This is a genomic window from Phenylobacterium sp., assembly GCF_030693625.1.
Lineage (GTDB): Bacteria > Pseudomonadota > Alphaproteobacteria > Caulobacterales > Caulobacteraceae > Phenylobacterium > Phenylobacterium ferrooxidans.
In genome coordinates this window covers 16,476-30,749 of sequence record NZ_JAUYAF010000014.1, presented here as the reverse complement: position 1 = coordinate 30,749, position 14,274 = coordinate 16,476, and the positions used below count along the sequence as shown (strand labels likewise).

General features: G+C 69.5%; 18 protein-coding genes. 8 read left to right on the top strand and 10 right to left on the bottom strand.

What is annotated here, in order from left to right; genetic code table 11:
• The first annotated feature begins 157 nt into the window (after positions 1 to 157).
• Positions 158 to 514: a response regulator gene (locus Q8N10_RS02225; RefSeq protein ID WP_304779790.1), complete on the top strand. Its 357-nt coding sequence runs from the start codon at positions 158 to 160 to the stop codon at positions 512 to 514.
• Positions 515 to 518: 4 nt separating this feature from the next.
• On the opposite strand, the gene Q8N10_RS02220 is transcribed toward Q8N10_RS02225, so the two are convergent.
• Together Q8N10_RS02220 and Q8N10_RS02215 are read right to left on the bottom strand one after the other, a co-directional pair.
• A complete protein-coding gene (locus tag Q8N10_RS02220) occupies positions 519 to 653 on the bottom strand; it encodes a hypothetical protein (protein WP_304779787.1) in 135 nt (44 codons plus the stop codon).
• Positions 654 to 869: 216 nt separating this feature from the next.
• Positions 870 to 1,751, bottom strand: a complete 882-nt coding sequence (locus Q8N10_RS02215; protein ID WP_304779784.1) for a PhzF family phenazine biosynthesis protein — start codon at positions 1,749 to 1,751, stop codon at positions 870 to 872.
• Positions 1,752 to 2,005: 254 nt separating this feature from the next.
• Here Q8N10_RS02215 and Q8N10_RS02210 point away from each other — a divergent pair, with 254 nt between their 5' ends.
• The 4 genes from Q8N10_RS02210 to Q8N10_RS02195 all read left to right on the top strand — a co-directional run bounded on the left by Q8N10_RS02210 (position 2,006) and on the right by Q8N10_RS02195 (position 6,080).
• Positions 2,006 to 2,242, top strand: a complete 237-nt coding sequence (locus Q8N10_RS02210; protein ID WP_304779781.1) for a hypothetical protein — start codon at positions 2,006 to 2,008, stop codon at positions 2,240 to 2,242.
• A gap of 133 nt (positions 2,243 to 2,375) precedes the next feature.
• Positions 2,376 to 4,151 (top strand): DUF885 domain-containing protein, encoded by a 1,776-nt coding sequence (locus Q8N10_RS02205; RefSeq protein ID WP_304779778.1) that lies wholly within the window; start codon positions 2,376 to 2,378, stop codon positions 4,149 to 4,151.
• A gap of 103 nt (positions 4,152 to 4,254) precedes the next feature.
• A complete protein-coding gene (locus Q8N10_RS02200; protein ID WP_304779775.1) occupies positions 4,255 to 5,265 on the top strand; it encodes an NAD(P)-dependent alcohol dehydrogenase in 1,011 nt (336 codons plus the stop codon).
• A 230-nt stretch (positions 5,266 to 5,495) separates the two neighbouring features.
• Entirely contained in the window at positions 5,496 to 6,080 is a 585-nt protein-coding gene (locus tag Q8N10_RS02195) for a hypothetical protein (RefSeq protein ID WP_304779773.1), read from the top strand.
• A 182-nt stretch (positions 6,081 to 6,262) separates the two neighbouring features.
• Here the strand turns inward: Q8N10_RS02195 and Q8N10_RS02190 are convergent, their stop codons facing one another.
• Positions 6,263 to 7,210, bottom strand: a complete 948-nt coding sequence (locus Q8N10_RS02190) for an amidohydrolase family protein (RefSeq protein ID WP_304779770.1) — start codon at positions 7,208 to 7,210, stop codon at positions 6,263 to 6,265.
• A 106-nt stretch (positions 7,211 to 7,316) separates the two neighbouring features.
• Between Q8N10_RS02190 and Q8N10_RS02185 the strand changes: the two genes are divergently transcribed.
• Positions 7,317 to 8,336 (top strand): lysine-2,3-aminomutase-like protein, encoded by a 1,020-nt coding sequence (locus Q8N10_RS02185; RefSeq protein WP_304779767.1) that lies wholly within the window; start codon positions 7,317 to 7,319, stop codon positions 8,334 to 8,336.
• On the opposite strand, the gene Q8N10_RS02180 is transcribed toward Q8N10_RS02185, so the two are convergent.
• Together Q8N10_RS02180 and Q8N10_RS02175 are read right to left on the bottom strand one after the other, a co-directional pair.
• On the bottom strand, positions 8,333 to 8,563 hold the full coding sequence (locus Q8N10_RS02180; protein WP_304779765.1) for a hypothetical protein: 231 nt from the start codon (positions 8,561 to 8,563) through the stop codon (positions 8,333 to 8,335). The genes Q8N10_RS02185 and Q8N10_RS02180 overlap by 4 nt on opposite strands.
• A gap of 77 nt (positions 8,564 to 8,640) precedes the next feature.
• Positions 8,641 to 9,060 carry a CBS domain-containing protein gene (locus Q8N10_RS02175; RefSeq protein ID WP_304779764.1) on the bottom strand — a complete coding sequence of 140 codons (420 nt, stop codon included), beginning with the start codon at positions 9,058 to 9,060 and terminating at the stop codon, positions 8,641 to 8,643.
• Between the two features lie 225 nt (positions 9,061 to 9,285).
• Between Q8N10_RS02175 and Q8N10_RS02170 the strand changes: the two genes are divergently transcribed.
• Entirely contained in the window at positions 9,286 to 9,438 is a 153-nt protein-coding gene (locus tag Q8N10_RS02170) for a hypothetical protein (protein ID WP_304779762.1), read from the top strand.
• On the opposite strand, the gene Q8N10_RS02165 is transcribed toward Q8N10_RS02170, so the two are convergent.
• The 5 genes from Q8N10_RS02165 to Q8N10_RS02145 all read right to left on the bottom strand — a co-directional run bounded on the left by Q8N10_RS02165 (position 9,435) and on the right by Q8N10_RS02145 (position 13,445).
• A complete protein-coding gene (locus Q8N10_RS02165) occupies positions 9,435 to 10,598 on the bottom strand; it encodes a patatin-like phospholipase family protein (RefSeq protein WP_304779760.1) in 1,164 nt (387 codons plus the stop codon). The genes Q8N10_RS02170 and Q8N10_RS02165 overlap by 4 nt on opposite strands.
• A gap of 44 nt (positions 10,599 to 10,642) precedes the next feature.
• The gene (locus tag Q8N10_RS02160) at positions 10,643 to 11,419 is read right to left on the bottom strand and encodes an EAL domain-containing protein (protein WP_304779758.1); all 777 of its coding nucleotides are present in this window, start codon (positions 11,417 to 11,419) and stop codon (positions 10,643 to 10,645) included.
• A 63-nt stretch (positions 11,420 to 11,482) separates the two neighbouring features.
• Complete coding sequence (locus tag Q8N10_RS02155) at positions 11,483 to 12,628, bottom strand: NADH:flavin oxidoreductase/NADH oxidase (protein WP_304779757.1); 1,146 nt, start codon at positions 12,626 to 12,628, stop codon at positions 11,483 to 11,485.
• A gap of 110 nt (positions 12,629 to 12,738) precedes the next feature.
• Entirely contained in the window at positions 12,739 to 13,113 is a 375-nt protein-coding gene (locus Q8N10_RS02150; RefSeq protein WP_304779754.1) for a hypothetical protein, read from the bottom strand.
• An 11-nt stretch (positions 13,114 to 13,124) separates the two neighbouring features.
• Entirely contained in the window at positions 13,125 to 13,445 is a 321-nt protein-coding gene (locus Q8N10_RS02145) for a hypothetical protein (protein WP_304779752.1), read from the bottom strand.
• Positions 13,446 to 13,724: 279 nt separating this feature from the next.
• On the opposite strand from Q8N10_RS02145, the gene Q8N10_RS02140 reads away from it, so the two are divergent.
• Positions 13,725 to 14,204, top strand: a complete 480-nt coding sequence (locus Q8N10_RS02140; RefSeq protein ID WP_304779749.1) for a hypothetical protein — start codon at positions 13,725 to 13,727, stop codon at positions 14,202 to 14,204.
• Positions 14,205 to 14,274 lie beyond the last annotated feature (70 nt).

Here is a 14,274-nt window from a genome sequence, read left to right as displayed (position 1 = left end):
TTGTAATCATGGTCAGAACGAATTGTGATTTATCAACGCTTTGACGAATAACTATCGGGGCAAGGGAAACAATCCGCCATCCAACGGTTGTTCAGTCTCCTCGAGGCTGCGCGTTATGTCTAATTCACTCCCCGTCTTCGCAGATGATGCAGCTGTCTTGTTTGTCGATGACATTGCGGTCTGTGGGTTGGAGACCGGCTCCATCCTGCGGGATCTAGGCTATCAGGTGGTCAGCCTCTATGACGCCGCGGGCGCCTTTGAGGCCCTGGCGGCGGACCAGCCCCTGCTGGCCCTGGTGACCGATGTGGACCTTGGGCCCGGGCCGGACGGATTCGATATCGCCCGCGCCGCCCGGCTCTCCCATCCGGGTCTCCCGGTGGTCTATATTTCCGGCACAGCCTCGACGCGGCACGTCGCGGAGGGGGTTCCCGGCTCGGAATTCGTCGCCAAGCCGTGCAATCCCGCCGAGGTCGCCGGCGCCCTCGCCCGGGCGCTTGGGCGTCTCGAGGCCTGAAGTCCTATTCCTTGGGCGCCTTCTCGGCGGCCGCGGCGGCCTTCTTCTCGGCCTTGGCGGCGGCCTTCTGCGCGTCCTTGGCGGCCTTGGCCTTGTCGCGTTCCATCCGCTCGAAACTGTAGTTGGGTGTCCGCGCCATGGTGGGCCGCTCTCCTTCTAGTCAGTGGCTTATCTGGCGTATCGCACTGCGCGCCGCAAGCGTGACACACTGACAACCGCTCATCCGGCGAAGACCGGGATCCAGATTCATCAACGTTCTACGCCGCATGGACGCCGAATGTGATCTCGGACGCCCATCAGGCGCCTCTGGGTTCTATCTGAAACCCGGCCTTCGCCGGGACGAGTGGGGAGGGAATCAGAGCGTCACCTCACCCCGGAACATCGGCGCGCAACCGCCGCCCACCGTCGCCCGCACCCCGTCGGGGGTCCGGCGCGCGGTCGCCTTCAGGATGCTGGGCCGCCCCATCTCCACCCCCTGGCTGATGGTGAAGGCGGCCTGGTCGACGCCGGAGAGCGACACCAGCAGGGCCGCCAGGGTCGCATTGGCGCTGCCCGTCGCCGGGTCCTCATAGGTCCCCGACAGCGGCGCGAACATGCGGGCTCGGATGTCCTGGCCGTCGCGGGCGTAGAGCAGCAGGGAGTAGCGCCCCGCCAGGTCGGGGCGCCCGCCCTCGGCCTTGCGGAACGCCGCCACGTCCGGCTCGGCGCGGCTCAGCGCCTGCCCCGTCACCTCGGCGAGGATGAAGGGCACCCCCACCGTGGCCAGCACCGGGGTGTGGGTGGCGGTCACCACGTCGCCGGGACCGATTCCGGCGCAGGCGGCCACCTCATCGATGGGGATATCGGCGCTGGTGGTCAGGGCCTGGGGCGCGGCGATCACCGCCCCGGTTGGCGCGCCGTCGCCGTCGCGGTTGATGTCCACCTTCACCAGGCCCGCGATCATCTCCAGGCTCAGGGCGCCCTCATGCCCCAGGGTGGCCAGCACATAGCCGGTGCCGATGCTGGGGTGTCCGGCGAAGGGCATCTCGCCCGTGCGGTGGAAGATCCGCACCCGGGCGGTGTTGGCGGGATCGCTGGGCGGCAGGACGAAGGTGGTCTCCGACAGGTTCATCTCGGCGGCCAGGGACTGCATCTGGGCGTCGGTCATGCCGCGGGCGTCAGTGAACACCGCCAGCGGGTTACCCCCGAACGGGCGGTCGGTGAAGACGTCAAGGGTGACGAAGGCGTAGGTCGGCATGGGCTCTATCCAGTGTCGCTTTGCCATGACGCCTTGCCATGAATTAGCCAGTTGGCAAAGTGCCAAAGATGTAATGACCGCAGGGTTTGCGGGCGGGGCCTGCTCCAATCTCCCACGCGAATCCCGCCAGCCTCAAGTATCGGTGGGATCTGCGCGGCGTGTTGCGGGGGAGGGGGCTTCAGATTTTGCGCCTGGCCTGTGAACCTGCCGGGCCCAGCGGCGTTTGTAGAGCTTCAGCTGGAAGGGAACCCCCCATGAAGAAGTTCGCCATCGCCGCCGTCGCCTTGTTCGCCCTCACCGGCGTCGCCGCCTGCGAAAGCAAGGCCGACAAGGCCGCCGAAGTTCAAGCCGACTCCCTGGAAGCCCAGGCGGCGGCCACCTCCAACGAAGCCGCCGAGACCGCGCTCAACAGGCAGGCCGACGTCATTGAGCAACAGGCCGGCAACGCCGACGGCGGCGCCACCACCCAAAACACCCCCACCACCAAGTAGGTCGACCGCCCGCGACCACGTTTCAGGCGCCCCGCTGTCTCTGGACGGCGGGGCGTTTTGCATCGGGGCCGCCCTGTTCCCCCGTCCCGCGGCCGCTGGTAACACTGGAGGTGACACTTCCAGGAAAACGCCCATGCCCAAGGTCTCCCGCCGCGCGGTCCTCGCCCTCTCGGCCGCCGCCCCCCTGACCCTGCCCGCCATCGCCCGCGCCGCCGGGCCCGCCGATGCGAAGTTCGAGGCCCTGGCCAAGGGCTGGGTCGACGCCAACCTGCGGCTCAATCCGGTCGGCGCCACCCAGGTGGGCGACCACCGCTTCGACGACCAGATCGACGACATGGGCCCCACCGGCCGCGCCGCCGTCATCAAGCTGGCCACCGAGACCCTGGCCGCCCTCCAGGCCACGCCGCGCGCCGAGCTTTCCCGCGCCAACCAGGTGGACGCCGCCATCCTGGAGAACCAGGTCCGCAGCGACCTGTGGACCCTGCAAACCCTGCAGCCCTACGCCTGGGACCCGCTCACCTGGAACGCCGTGGCCGGCGGCGCCCTCTACAACCTCACCGCCCGCGAGTTCGCCCCCCTCGACGTGCGCCTGCGCAGCGCCACTGCGCGGATGCAAAAGCTGCCGGCCCTGCTGGCCCAGGCGCGCCAGGAGCTGGTCCCGGCCCGCGTGCCGAAGATCCACGCCGACACCGTGGTGGGCCAGAACAAGGGGCTGCATTCCCTGGTGGACGGCATCGTCGCCGACGGGGCCAAGCTGCCCCCCGCCGACCGCGCCCGGCTGGAAGCCGCCGCCAAGACCTGCAAGGCGGCCATCGACGAGCACCAGACCTGGCTGGAGACCGTGCTGGTCCCCGGCGCCAAGGGCGAGTTCCGCCTGGGCGCGGCGCTCTACGACGCCAAGCTGGCCTTCGCGCTCAACTCCCCGCTCAGCCGCGCGGAGATCAAGGCCCGGGCGCTCGCCGAGATGACCTCGCTGCGGGCGACCATGTACGACATCTCGGCCAGGTTCCTGGCCGGCAAGCCCGGCGCCCCGCCGACCCCGGCCCGCCCTACCGGCGCCCAGCGCCAGGCCGCCATCGAGGCCGCCCTCGAGTACGCCTACGCCCAGAAGCCGGCGCGCGACAAACTGGTGGAGGCCGCCGAGGCCACTCTGGTGGAGGCCACCGCCTTCGTCCGCGCCAGGAACATCGTCACCGTGCCTGCGGACCCCGTGAAGATCGGCCTGGTGCCGGAGTTCCAGCGCGGCGTCGCCGTGGCCTATTGCGACGCGCCCGGTCCCCTCGATAAGGGCCAGCAGACCTACTACAAGATCTCCCCCATCCCCGACGACTGGACCGCCGCCCAGGCCGAGAGTTTCCTGCGCGAATACAACAGCCTGGGTATCCAGGAGGTCACGGTCCACGAGGCCATGCCCGGCCACTACCTGCAGCTGGCCCACGCCAACGCCTATCCCTCGGTGCTGCGCGCGGTGCTCTCCTCAGGTCCCTTCGTGGAGGGCTGGGCCTGCTACGCCCAGGACGTCATGGCCGACGAGGGCTACCTGGACAGGGACCCGCTCTACCTGCTGGTCCACCTGAAGCTCCAGCTGCGGGTCTGCGCCAACGCCCTGCTGGACCAGGCCGTCCACGTCGACAACATCAGCCGCGACGAGGCCATGAAGCTGATGACCGTCCAGGCCTTCCAGCAGGAGCGCGAAGCCGCCGGCAAATGGGTCCGCGCCCAGCTCAGCCAGGCCCAGCTCCCCACCTATTTCGTCGGCTGGGAGGAACACAAGGCCCTGCGCAAGCAGGCGGAAGCCAAGTGGGGCAAGACCTTCACCCTGAAGCGCTACCACGACGGCATCCTCTCCTTCGGCTCACCCCCCGCACGCTTCGCCGGGCAGCTGCTGTTCGACCTGCCGATCGCCTGAGGACCCTTTCCTCCCCCGTGAACGGGAGAGGAAAGCGTTCTTGCGTTCCCCGGGGGTAGCCGCGCCTCACTGCCCGCCAAACCCCAGCACGAGGCGACACCCCATGAAGGCCATCCAGACCGTCCACCCCACCGGCCTCGACACCCTGCGCTACGCCGACATCGCCGAGGCCAAGCCCCCGGCCGCGGGCGAGATCACCGTCCGCCTGCGGGCCAGCTCGCTGAACTATCACGACTACATGGTGGTCCTGGGCGCCATCCCCACGCCGCAGGGCCGCATCCCCATGTCCGACGGGGCCGGCGAGGTCACCGCGGTGGGCGAGGGGGTCAAGGGCTTCGCGGTGGGCGACCTGGTGGTCTCCACCTTCTTCCCTGCCTGGCTGGACGGGGTCGACGCGCCGGACGGCGGCTTCTCCGGCGTGCCCGGTGACGGCGCTGACGGCTATGCCCGGGAGATGATCACCACGGCGGCCACCTCCTTCACCCACGCGCCGAAGGGCTGGAGCGCCGCGGAGGCCGCCACCATCACCTGCGCCGGGGTCACCGCCTGGCGCGGCCTGGTGGCCGACGGCGCCCTGAAGGGCGGCGAGACCGTGCTCGTTCAGGGCACCGGCGGCGTCTCCATCTACGGCCTGCAGATCGCCAAGGCCTTCGGCTGCACCGTCATCGCCACCTCCTCCTCCGACGAGAAGCTGGAGCGGCTCAAGAGCCTGGGGGCCGACCACGTCATCAACTACAAGTCCGAGCCGGCCTGGGGCGCGGCGGCGGCCAAGCTCACCGGCGGCCGCGGCGTCGACCACATCCTGGAGATCGGCGGCTCGGGCACGATGCCGGAGTCCATCGCCGCCACCCGCAACGGCGGCCATATCGCGGTGATCGGCGTGCTCGCGGGCTATGCCGGCCCGATCCCCACCGTCGCCATCATGGGCAAGCAACTGAAGGTCCAGGGCCTGACCGTCGGTAGCCGCCGCCACCAACTCGACCTCATCCGCGCCATCGACGTCGCCGGCTACCGCCCCGTCCTCGACAAGCATTTCCCGCTCGCCAACCTCGCCGACGCCTTCCGCCACCAGGCGTCCAACACCCACTTCGGCAAGATCGTGGTGGATATCTGAGGACCGCAGGTCCGTGACGGAGGGGGATCAACGTAGTTTACCCCGTCGACCCCAAGACAAGAGTCAAAGTCCCCCTCAGTCAGCTTCGCTGGCAGCTCCCCCAGAGGGGGAGCATCTTCCCCACGCCACCCCTTCGCCCCAGGTTGTGCCGCCCCGCCAAATACATCCAGGGCGGAGTCGCCCGACACATCATGTTCTGCGTTTGTTCCATCTCCGGAGCAGGCCGTCCCATGACCGAGTACATCCCGCCGCCCAAGGGCTGGCGCGTCTTCAACGGCCAGCTGATCCCCGACGCCACGCTCTGGGGCTATCTGCACCGCAAGCAGATCGTCCGGGGGTCCTGCTACACCCGCGACTGCCGGCGGAACTACCATCTCGACTTCGAGCAGTTGCTCCGCGCCGGCTACGCCTATGTCCGCATGGCCGAAATTCAGCGCCTGCTTCGCTGCAATATGCCGGGCGGCTGCCGCATGACCTTCCAGGACGAAAAGGCCGGCTCAGGCCTACCGCTCTCGGTCCTCGCCGCCAACCGCGAGGTCCGCATCCTCTTCCGGTGCGGCGGCTGCAAGTGGGAAAAGGCCATCACGCCTGGCCAGGCCATCGCGCAACTGGTGGCCGCCAGGACCGGGACCTCCAGCACCCTGCATACCGAGCTCGTCACCAAGACCAGCAAGCCCTGCCTGAAATGCGGCGCCTCCAAGTGGGACTGCGACGTCCGCTGGCCCACGCCGCCGAACGACAAGACCTACGGCGAGCGCCGCCTGGAGGAGCTGGCCCGCGAGCCGGTGGTGATGCCCAGGGCCAACGACGGCTGACCCTTCCTCCCCTGTGAAGCGGAGCGGACCGGGAGGGGGACCGCGCCGCAGGCGTGGTGGAGGGGGCGAGCCTCAGGCTCCGAGCCCGGTCGCGCCCCCTCCACCGCCTATCGGCGGTCCCCCTCCCCCGTAAACAGGGGAGGAAAGACGCTCTGTAGTCATCCCGCGTCGCGCTCCGCCCCCTACAGCCCCAACGCCCGCGCCGCGTTGCCGCCCATCCACTTGGCCCGCACGCTGTCCTTCAGCGGCAGCTCGTCGGTCTCCGCCACCAGCTGCGCCAGCGGGACCATGGACGTCCCCCAGCCCGACCCGAAGATGATCTTGTCCTGCAGGCCGCGGGCTCCGTAATAGACTAGGGCCTCATAGCCCGCGCCCGGCGACAGCATGTACTTCACCCTGCGGCAGGCGAAGTCGATGAAGACGTTCTGGTGCCGTCCGGCGATCGCCACCATGTCAGGGATCCAGGGATAGCCGCCGAGGCCGGAGACGATTCTCAGGGTCGGGAAGGCGATGGCCAGTTCGTCGATATATTTGGGGTGGGCGTAGTCATAGGGCCGGTCCGACAGCAGGTGGACCCCGACCGTGATCCGCACCGGGATGTTCAGCTCCACGCACTTGGCGAGGTATGGCCGGTAGACGGGATCATTGATGTAGCGCTGCTCGCGGTAGGAGCTGATCTCGAAGCCCCGTACGCCGCGCTCGCGCACGCCGCGCTCCAGGGCCGCGACGCCCGCCTCGCCCTCGTCGCCCCAGATGCGGAACCAGGGGATCAGGCGGTCGGGATATTCGGCGGCGAAGGCCGCGACGTCCTCATTGCTGGCGCGCCGGCCCGCATTGCCGATGCAGGCCATGGCGACGCCGGCCCCGTCCAGCATGGCGATGACCTGCGCATGGGTCATGGCCTTGGTCATGTCGACCTCGCAGAGCTTGAGCGCGAGCGCCGTCAGGCCGACCGTCGCCTTGGCCTCATTGAACTCCTCCAGCGACATGCCGATCTGGGCGGCCCAGCCGGGCGCCATCTGCTGGGCGTAGCCTTCCTTGTCGAAGCCGCGCCCCGACTGGATCAGGCGCACCGTGTCCTCGACGGCCTCCTTGGTGGGGGTGTCGCACTCGAAGTCGATGATCTGCATCGGGGCTCTCTTGAAAATGACGGCGCCTAAGAATCCATCAGAGGTGACACGGCCAGGCGCCCCCGACAACATTGCCGCGCGCGCCCGTTTGCGTCATAGGCGGCGCGTGACCAGCACCCTTCGCACCCTGCCGGCCCTGGCCCGGGCGGGCCTTATCGAGGCCGAGCGCCTGCCCGCCCTGGAGCGGGTGGCGGCGCAGTATGCGGTGGCCGTCACTCCGGCCATGGCCGAGCTGATGGACGAGCCGGGCGTCGCCCGCCAGTTCCTGCCTGACCTGGCCGAGCTCGAGGTGCAGCCGGGCGAGGACGCCGACCCGGTGGGGGACCTCACCCACATGCCGGTCGAGGGCATCGTCCACCGCTATCCCGACCGGGTGCTGCTGAAGGTCACCCACACCTGCGCGGTCTATTGCCGGTTCTGCTTCCGGCGCGAGATGGTGGGGCCCACCGCCGAGGTCCCGGCCCTGTCTGGCAAGGCGCTGGACGCCGCCCTCGCCTACATCGCCGGGCGTCCCGAAGTCTGGGAAGTGATCCTCACCGGCGGCGACCCCCTGGTGCTGTCGCCCCGGCGCCTCTCAGCGATCATGGGCCGGCTGGCGAAGATCGAGCACGTGAAGGTGCTGCGGATTCACACCCGCGTCCCGGCCGTCGATCCGGCCGCCGTCACCGATGAGCTGGTCGCCGCGCTGAACGCCCCGGGCAAGGCCGTCTATGTCGCCCTGCACGCCAACCACGCGTCGGAGCTGACCCCCGCCGCCCGCGCCGCCTGCGCGAAGTTCGTCGATGCGGGAATCCCGATGGTCGGCCAGACGGTGCTGCTGAAGGGGGTCAATGATGACCCGGCGGTGCTGGAGGCCCTGCTGCGGGCCATGGTGGAGAGCCGGATCAAGCCCTACTACCTGCACCACGGCGATCTCGCCCGCGGCACCAGCCACCTGCGCACCACGCTGGAGGCGGGGCAGGCGATCATGCGCGAGCTTCGTGGCCGGCTCTCAGGCCTGGCCCAGCCGACCTATGTCCTGGATATCCCCGGCGGCCACGGCAAGGTCCCAGTGGGGCCGGACTATCTGGTCTCCGAGGGCGAGGTGGAGGACCCCAACGGCGGCCTCCACCCCTACCGGCCCTAGCCTTTGCGTTCCATGGCCCTCAGGGCGTGGATGAACATCGCCACTCCGATGGCGGCCAGTAGAGCGCCCAGGGCCGGCAGCAGCAGGCTGGCGGGCATGCCCAGGGTGAACAGCACCCGGGCCCACTCGTCGTCGGTGCGATAGGCCGCCATCAGGGCGAAGACCGTCAGGGCCGTCCCGAGAGCGACGGTGATGATGGCGGCGATGCGGTAGATCAGGTTACCCATGGCGGGTCTCCAGGTGCGATGGCCCCTGGAGACTGGCGGGACCGCGCGGGCCCCGCCTTGACGCCGGTCAAAAGGCTCTAGGCGTCGTTGTCGGTGGAGATCTCTTCCAGGGTCTTGCCCACCACCTTGGCGCCGTAGTCGGTGGCGATGTCGCCGAGCGACAGGATGCCCACCAGCTTGCCGGCGTCATTGGCGACGATCAGGCGGCGGATCTGGTGGTTGGCCATTTGCGCGGCGGCGTCGGCCAGGTTGTCGTCTTCCTTGCAGGTCTGCACGTCGCCGCTCATCACGTCGCTGGCGGGGGTGGAAAGCGCGCCGCCCTTGGCCACCACCTGCAGGACGATGTCGCGGTCGGTGATCAGGCCGACGACCTTGTCGTCCTCGACGATGGGTACGGCGCCGGTCTCGATGCTGGCCATGATGCCCGCCACCTTCTGGACGCTGTCGGCCGGGCCCGCGGTCGCAACCTGGGCGGTCATGGCTTCACTGACTTTCATGGGGGTCGTCCTCTATGTGTTGAACTCGACACCCAAACCCCCCACCGCCGCCGCTGTTCCTTCGATCCCCGGCCATGTCGGCCTCAAAGCGGAGACGCCGCCCTCTTGACGCGAACAAATAGGGAACAATAAGCTGAAGCTCAACCTTAGGGAGCAAGCCGGTGGGTTGGGAGCCGACCAGGCGGAGGAGGGGGCGACGAGGCCGATGTCGACCTTGTCTTCGACGTGCCCCAGGCGATGTCGGGCGCGATCTGCGGCTGGCGTCCCGACATGGACAACGAGGACTGGGGCGAGGTCGCATTTACCCGCCTGCGCCGCATCGGCGAGCCCGATCCGCCGGCCAAGCGCTCCTGGCTGGCGAAGCTGTTCGGAGGCTAGTCCCTCGGCCGGGTCATGTTCTCGATGAACTGGCCCAGCGTCGGCGGCTCGGCCACCGGGGTGACCCACAGGGGCCCCTGGGCCAGGGCCACGCCCTCGTCGAAGATGCGCTTCATGTTGGCGGTGTCGAAGGACAGCATGTTGCCGTTCTCCGCCACGTCGGGGATCGAGGTGAAGGAGAGCGGCAGGCCCATCCCGGCGCAGAAGGTCGCCGCGTTGGACAGCGCGTTGCGATAGGAGAACCGCAGCATGGTGTCGAAGCTGCGCACCAGGATGGAGGCCAGGTTCGGGCTGGTGGTGCGCGGCGCCTGCTCCAGCACCGTATTGACCACCACATAGATGCGGCCGCCTTTCAGCCTGCGCCCCAGCTGTTTCCAGCGCAGCATGGCCTCGGGCATGATGAACAGCGGCGCCGAGACCCCGCCATCCACGTGCATCTCCTCATAGGCCACCCCGTCGGCCTCGCAGGGGAAGCTGCGGGGCGGGAACAGGCCGGGCAGGCTGGCCGAGGCCACCAGGATGTCGCGGAACAGCACCAGGGCCGCCTCGCCGCCGCGCGAGGCGATCTCGCCCATGTCCCAGATGGCGGTCTGCTGGCTGTCCAGGTCGGTGGTTGCCACCAGCAGGCGCCGCCCCTTCAGATGCTCCACCGCCACGGCGTCGACCACGGCCTGGTCGATGAAGGAGTCCACCAGTTCCTCCAGGTTGGCCGCCTGGAAGATTCCCGACCCGAAGGCGGGCGCCAGACGGCGCAGGGACAGCAGGTTCTTGGCGTGGCCGCCGGTATAGGCGTCGGTCAGCCGCGCGTCCCAGGTGGGCCCCAGGAAGGCGAAGGGAGCCATCAGGGCGCCCGTGCTCACCCCCGTGACGATGGCGAAGTCGGGCCGCTTGCCGGCCCGGGTCATCCCCACCAGCACGCCGGCCCCAAAGGCCCCGCCGGCCGCCCCGCCGGAGATGGCCAGGATGTTGAACTCCTTGCGCCCCACCGCCGAGCGCGGCAGCGACAGCCGGTCGGCCGCCGCGTTCAGGCTGTCCTCGGCCTGTTCGACGCTGAACCGCACGCCCTCGAAGCCGGGCATGCTGGCGCGCACCCCGGCGGCGGGGGCCGGCAGGCGGGTGCGGAACAGGCCGTTCCGCCTTGTGATGTGTCGGTCGGGCATGGGCCCATCCTGACCCATCGCGGGGCCAGGCTCAACGCATGGCGTCAGGCGGCGCGGGCGGCCCGCACATCGATGGGGTTCACCGCCGGCAGGCTCTGGAAGCCCGGCTTGGCGAACAGATAGCCCTGGATGTAGCGCACCCCGATCTCGCGCAGGGCGTCCAGCTCGGCCCGGGTCTCGATACCCTCGGCGATCACCTCGACCCCCAGCGCGGCGCACATCTTCATCACCCCGTCGATGATGATCCGCCGCGGCAGGCTGGCGTCCAGGCCGCGGATCAGCTCCATGTCCAGCTTGATGAGGTCGGGCTGGAACCGGGCCAGCAGGTTCAGCCCCGCATGCCCGGCCCCGAAGTCGTCCAGCGCCACGCCAAAGCCCATCTTCTGGTAGCTGGCGACGATGTTGGAGACGTGGGCCGGATCGGTCATCTCCTCGTTCTCGGTGAACTCGAAGATCAGCCGGTCGGTGGGAAAGTCCAGCGCCGCGGCGGTGGCCAGGGTCAGCTGGATGCAGGCCTGGGGCGAATAGACCGCATTGGGCAGGAAGTTGATGGACAGCCGCGCGGGGCCGTCCAGCAGCCCGGCCCGCGCCGCCCCCTGGATCGCCTTGACCCGGCACTGCTGGTCGAAGGCGTAGCGGTTTTCCGGGGTCACCTGGGCCAGGACGCTGGCCGCCGACTCGCCGTTGGAGCCCCGGACCAGGGCCTCATAGGCGAAGGGGGCGCCGGTCTGCAGGTCCATGATCGGCTGGAAGGCCATGGCGATGTCGAAGTCGACGGCCTCGCCATCGCGGCAACCGGCGCAGGGAGGGGGGCGGGACATGCAGGTACGCTCCGGGAATCCTAGTCCCCTCCGGTCTACCGCCGGTCGGTAAAAGATCGGTCGTCAAGCGCCACCGTAAGCCGGCGGTTCGGGCCAGCCGATGGAGGGCGCATGGCCGCGGAAGTTGCGCAGCCACCAGGCCCAGTCCTCCGGGACCAGGCCAAAGGGATCCTCGCGCGAGAGCTCACGGGCCGCCCACAGCGGCCAGTGCGGATTGGCGAGCGCCGGCCGGCCCAGCAGCACCAGGTCCACCAGCTCCTCGCGGATGGCCCGGTCGGCCAGCTGCGGCTGTCCCAGGTTCCAGCTCACACCCACCGGAACGCCCACCTCGCGCCGCACCCGCGCGCCGGGCGCCAGCATGAAGCCCGGATCGTTGAAGGGCCGCCGCTGCGGCTGCGGGGTGTTCAGCCCCAGGCTGAGGTCGGCGAAGTCCAGGCCGTGGGCCTTCATCGCGCGCAGCGCCTCCAGGGCCTCGTCGAAGGTCACCCCGTCGTCGTGCAGGTCGTCGATCCCCAGCCGCACCGACAGGGGCAGGCGCTCGGGCCACACCTCGCGCACGGCGTCCAGGGCCTCCAGGTGGAAGCGCCGGCGGTTCTCCGGGCTGCCGCCGTAGAGATCGGTCCGCTGGTTGGCCAGCGGCGAGAAGAAGCTGGCCCCCAGATATCCGTGGGCGAAGTGCAGCTCCAGCCACTGGAAGCCGGCGTCCACCGCGCGCCGGGCGGCGTCGCGATAGGCGCGGTGGATGTCCTTGATCTCGGGCCCGGTCAGGGCGTGCACCGGCTCATTGGCCTTGCCGCCATAGGACAGGGCCGAGGGCCCCACCACCTGCCAGCCATTGGGGTCATCGGCCGGCAGCTGCGCCCCGCCGTCCCAGGGCTTGGCCTCGCTGCCCTTGCGCCCGGTGTGGCCCAGCTGCACCGCGGGTGTGGCGCCCATGTCCTTGATCAGGGCGCAGACCCGCGCCAGCCCCTCGACCTGGGCGTCGTCATAGATGCCGCCGCAGCTGATGCTGGTCCGCCCCTCGGCGGTGATCGCCAGCTGCTCGGGAAACACCAGGCCAAAGCCGCCCGCCGCCCGCGATCCCAGCAGCATCAGGTGGAAGTCGCTCATCAGGCCGTCGCGGGAGCGGTACATGGTCATGGGCGACATGACGATGCGGTTGCGCAGGGTGACGTCCTTCAGGGTGTAGGGCGAGAACAGGTCGGGCATCGGGAACTCCAGCGGACGCCAGGGGCGTGCCGAGCCCCGCCCCCGATGTCAACGCGCGCTCATCCCGCGAACGCCTGCGTCACCGCCTCGAACCCCGCTGGCCGCCCCCCTCAGCGGCAGTAGGCGCCCTTGAGTCCGGCCCAGATCGCGTCGCCATAGGACATGCGGTCATACTCCGGATGCAGCTTCAGCCAGGCGACGATGGCCACCACCCGCTGGGTGAGCCGCCGCTCCAGTTCGGCGCTGTCGCGGGCCTGCAGCAGGCCGTCGATCCCGCCGTCGCAGGTGGCGTTGGGATTGTCGCGGTCGTTCACCACCTGCTCCACATGCAGCACCGCACCGGTGCAGTCCTCGTTGGACGGGGTCGCCGCGCAGCCGGCGACGAAGTCGGCCCCCGTGGGGAAGGTCGGGGCCGCCTGGGCGCCGGGTTCCGGCCAGACCAGGGCCGCGCCCAGCGCCAGGGAAAGCAGGGTTGTTCTACGCATGGCCGCGGCTCCTAGCGGACTCGGGAACAGACGAAATCCAACAGCTCCTGGCCCATGGTTCCGGGAACCACCGCCTTGCCGTGGGACCGCCAGTCGGTGGTGTATTTGAGATCATAGGACGAGTAGGCGAGCCGCCGGACGCAATCGACGGCGGCCTGCCGGGGCGTGGGATCGTCGCCGTACTTGTCCTTCTCCAGATAGTAGATCAACCCGTCGGCGCCGCGCTGAAAGCTGTCGACATCGACATAGGTCACGTGGCGGGTGTCGACCCAGGTCTCCGCCCGGGCGCCGCCCGCCAGGGCCATCAACACCAACACCAACCCCCGTCGCATCGCCGATCCTCCGCCGAACACCGTTCGACGATAGCACGCCTGGCGCGGATCAGGAATCGCTCCGGGAGTCCGGGGTTCGACGTCTTGCGCCGGTGTCGCGGGGCGGCCGATCAGATTGTCCACGAACCCCACGCCGCCGACCCTGTCTCGAGCGCCCGCGCCACCGCCACAGGCCACCCGCCTTTCAGCCGTCATCCTGCGGCCTGTCCCGCGCATATCCCGGGATGGACAGCCGCCCGTGGAGCTTGCAAGCTTCACCCTCAGGTTGGGGAACCCGGTATGGCTGCACGCTATCCGACGCGCCGAGGGTTTGTTCTCGCCGGTGTCCTGGCGCTCGCCGCCTGCGACAGCCTGAAGATCGACGCGGAGGCCGAGGCGGTCGCCAAGGCGGCCTATGTCAGTCTGGTCCAGGAGGACGACGCCGCCCTCATCGGCATGTTCGAGCCCGCCCAGCGGACCCCCCGCGCCGGCGCGATCCTGCCCCAGATGCGCGCCCTGGTCCCGCCCCGCGCGGCCGGCGCGCCCCTTGTCCCGGCCCCGGTCCTCACCAACTGGAAGACCTTCGTCGGCACGGGCGGAACCACCCTGACCCTGCAACACACCTACGACTACGGCGACGCCGACATCGTGGTGACCTCGGTCCTGGTCCCGGCCCAGCCCAAGGGCGACTGGTGGCTGCGCAGCTTCAACATCAACCTCACCCAGAGCCCCCCGGACACGGTCGCGCCGCAGGCGGACAATCCGAAGACCCCGGCGTGAGGCGCGTCATCCTCTGACCCGGCGCCCTGGCCCCACCTCTCAGCCGTCATCCTCGGGCCTGTCCCGGCCT

Excerpts from the sequence above, each read along its gene's own strand:
- Q8N10_RS02220 (WP_304779787.1), bottom strand. The coding sequence starts at position 653 with ATGGCGCGGACACCCAACTACAGTTTCGAGCGGATGGAACGCGACAAG.
- Q8N10_RS02215 (WP_304779784.1), bottom strand. The coding sequence starts at position 1,751 with ATGCCGACCTACGCCTTCGTCACCCTTGACGTCTTCACCGACCGCCCG.
- Q8N10_RS02210 (WP_304779781.1), top strand. The coding sequence starts at position 2,006 with ATGAAGAAGTTCGCCATCGCCGCCGTCGCCTTGTTCGCCCTCACCGGC.
- Q8N10_RS02205 (WP_304779778.1), top strand. The coding sequence starts at position 2,376 with ATGCCCAAGGTCTCCCGCCGCGCGGTCCTCGCCCTCTCGGCCGCCGCC.
- Q8N10_RS02200 (WP_304779775.1), top strand. The coding sequence starts at position 4,255 with ATGAAGGCCATCCAGACCGTCCACCCCACCGGCCTCGACACCCTGCGC.
- Q8N10_RS02195 (WP_304779773.1), top strand. The coding sequence starts at position 5,496 with ATGACCGAGTACATCCCGCCGCCCAAGGGCTGGCGCGTCTTCAACGGC.
- Q8N10_RS02190 (WP_304779770.1), bottom strand. The coding sequence starts at position 7,210 with ATGCAGATCATCGACTTCGAGTGCGACACCCCCACCAAGGAGGCCGTC.
- Q8N10_RS02180 (WP_304779765.1), bottom strand. The coding sequence starts at position 8,563 with ATGGGTAACCTGATCTACCGCATCGCCGCCATCATCACCGTCGCTCTC.
- Q8N10_RS02175 (WP_304779764.1), bottom strand. The coding sequence starts at position 9,060 with ATGAAAGTCAGTGAAGCCATGACCGCCCAGGTTGCGACCGCGGGCCCG.
- Q8N10_RS02165 (WP_304779760.1), bottom strand. The coding sequence starts at position 10,598 with ATGCCCGACCGACACATCACAAGGCGGAACGGCCTGTTCCGCACCCGC.
- Q8N10_RS02160 (WP_304779758.1), bottom strand. The coding sequence starts at position 11,419 with ATGTCCCGCCCCCCTCCCTGCGCCGGTTGCCGCGATGGCGAGGCCGTC.
- Q8N10_RS02155 (WP_304779757.1), bottom strand. The coding sequence starts at position 12,628 with ATGCCCGACCTGTTCTCGCCCTACACCCTGAAGGACGTCACCCTGCGC.
- Q8N10_RS02150 (WP_304779754.1), bottom strand. The coding sequence starts at position 13,113 with ATGCGTAGAACAACCCTGCTTTCCCTGGCGCTGGGCGCGGCCCTGGTC.
- Q8N10_RS02145 (WP_304779752.1), bottom strand. The coding sequence starts at position 13,445 with ATGCGACGGGGGTTGGTGTTGGTGTTGATGGCCCTGGCGGGCGGCGCC.
- Q8N10_RS02140 (WP_304779749.1), top strand. The coding sequence starts at position 13,725 with ATGGCTGCACGCTATCCGACGCGCCGAGGGTTTGTTCTCGCCGGTGTC.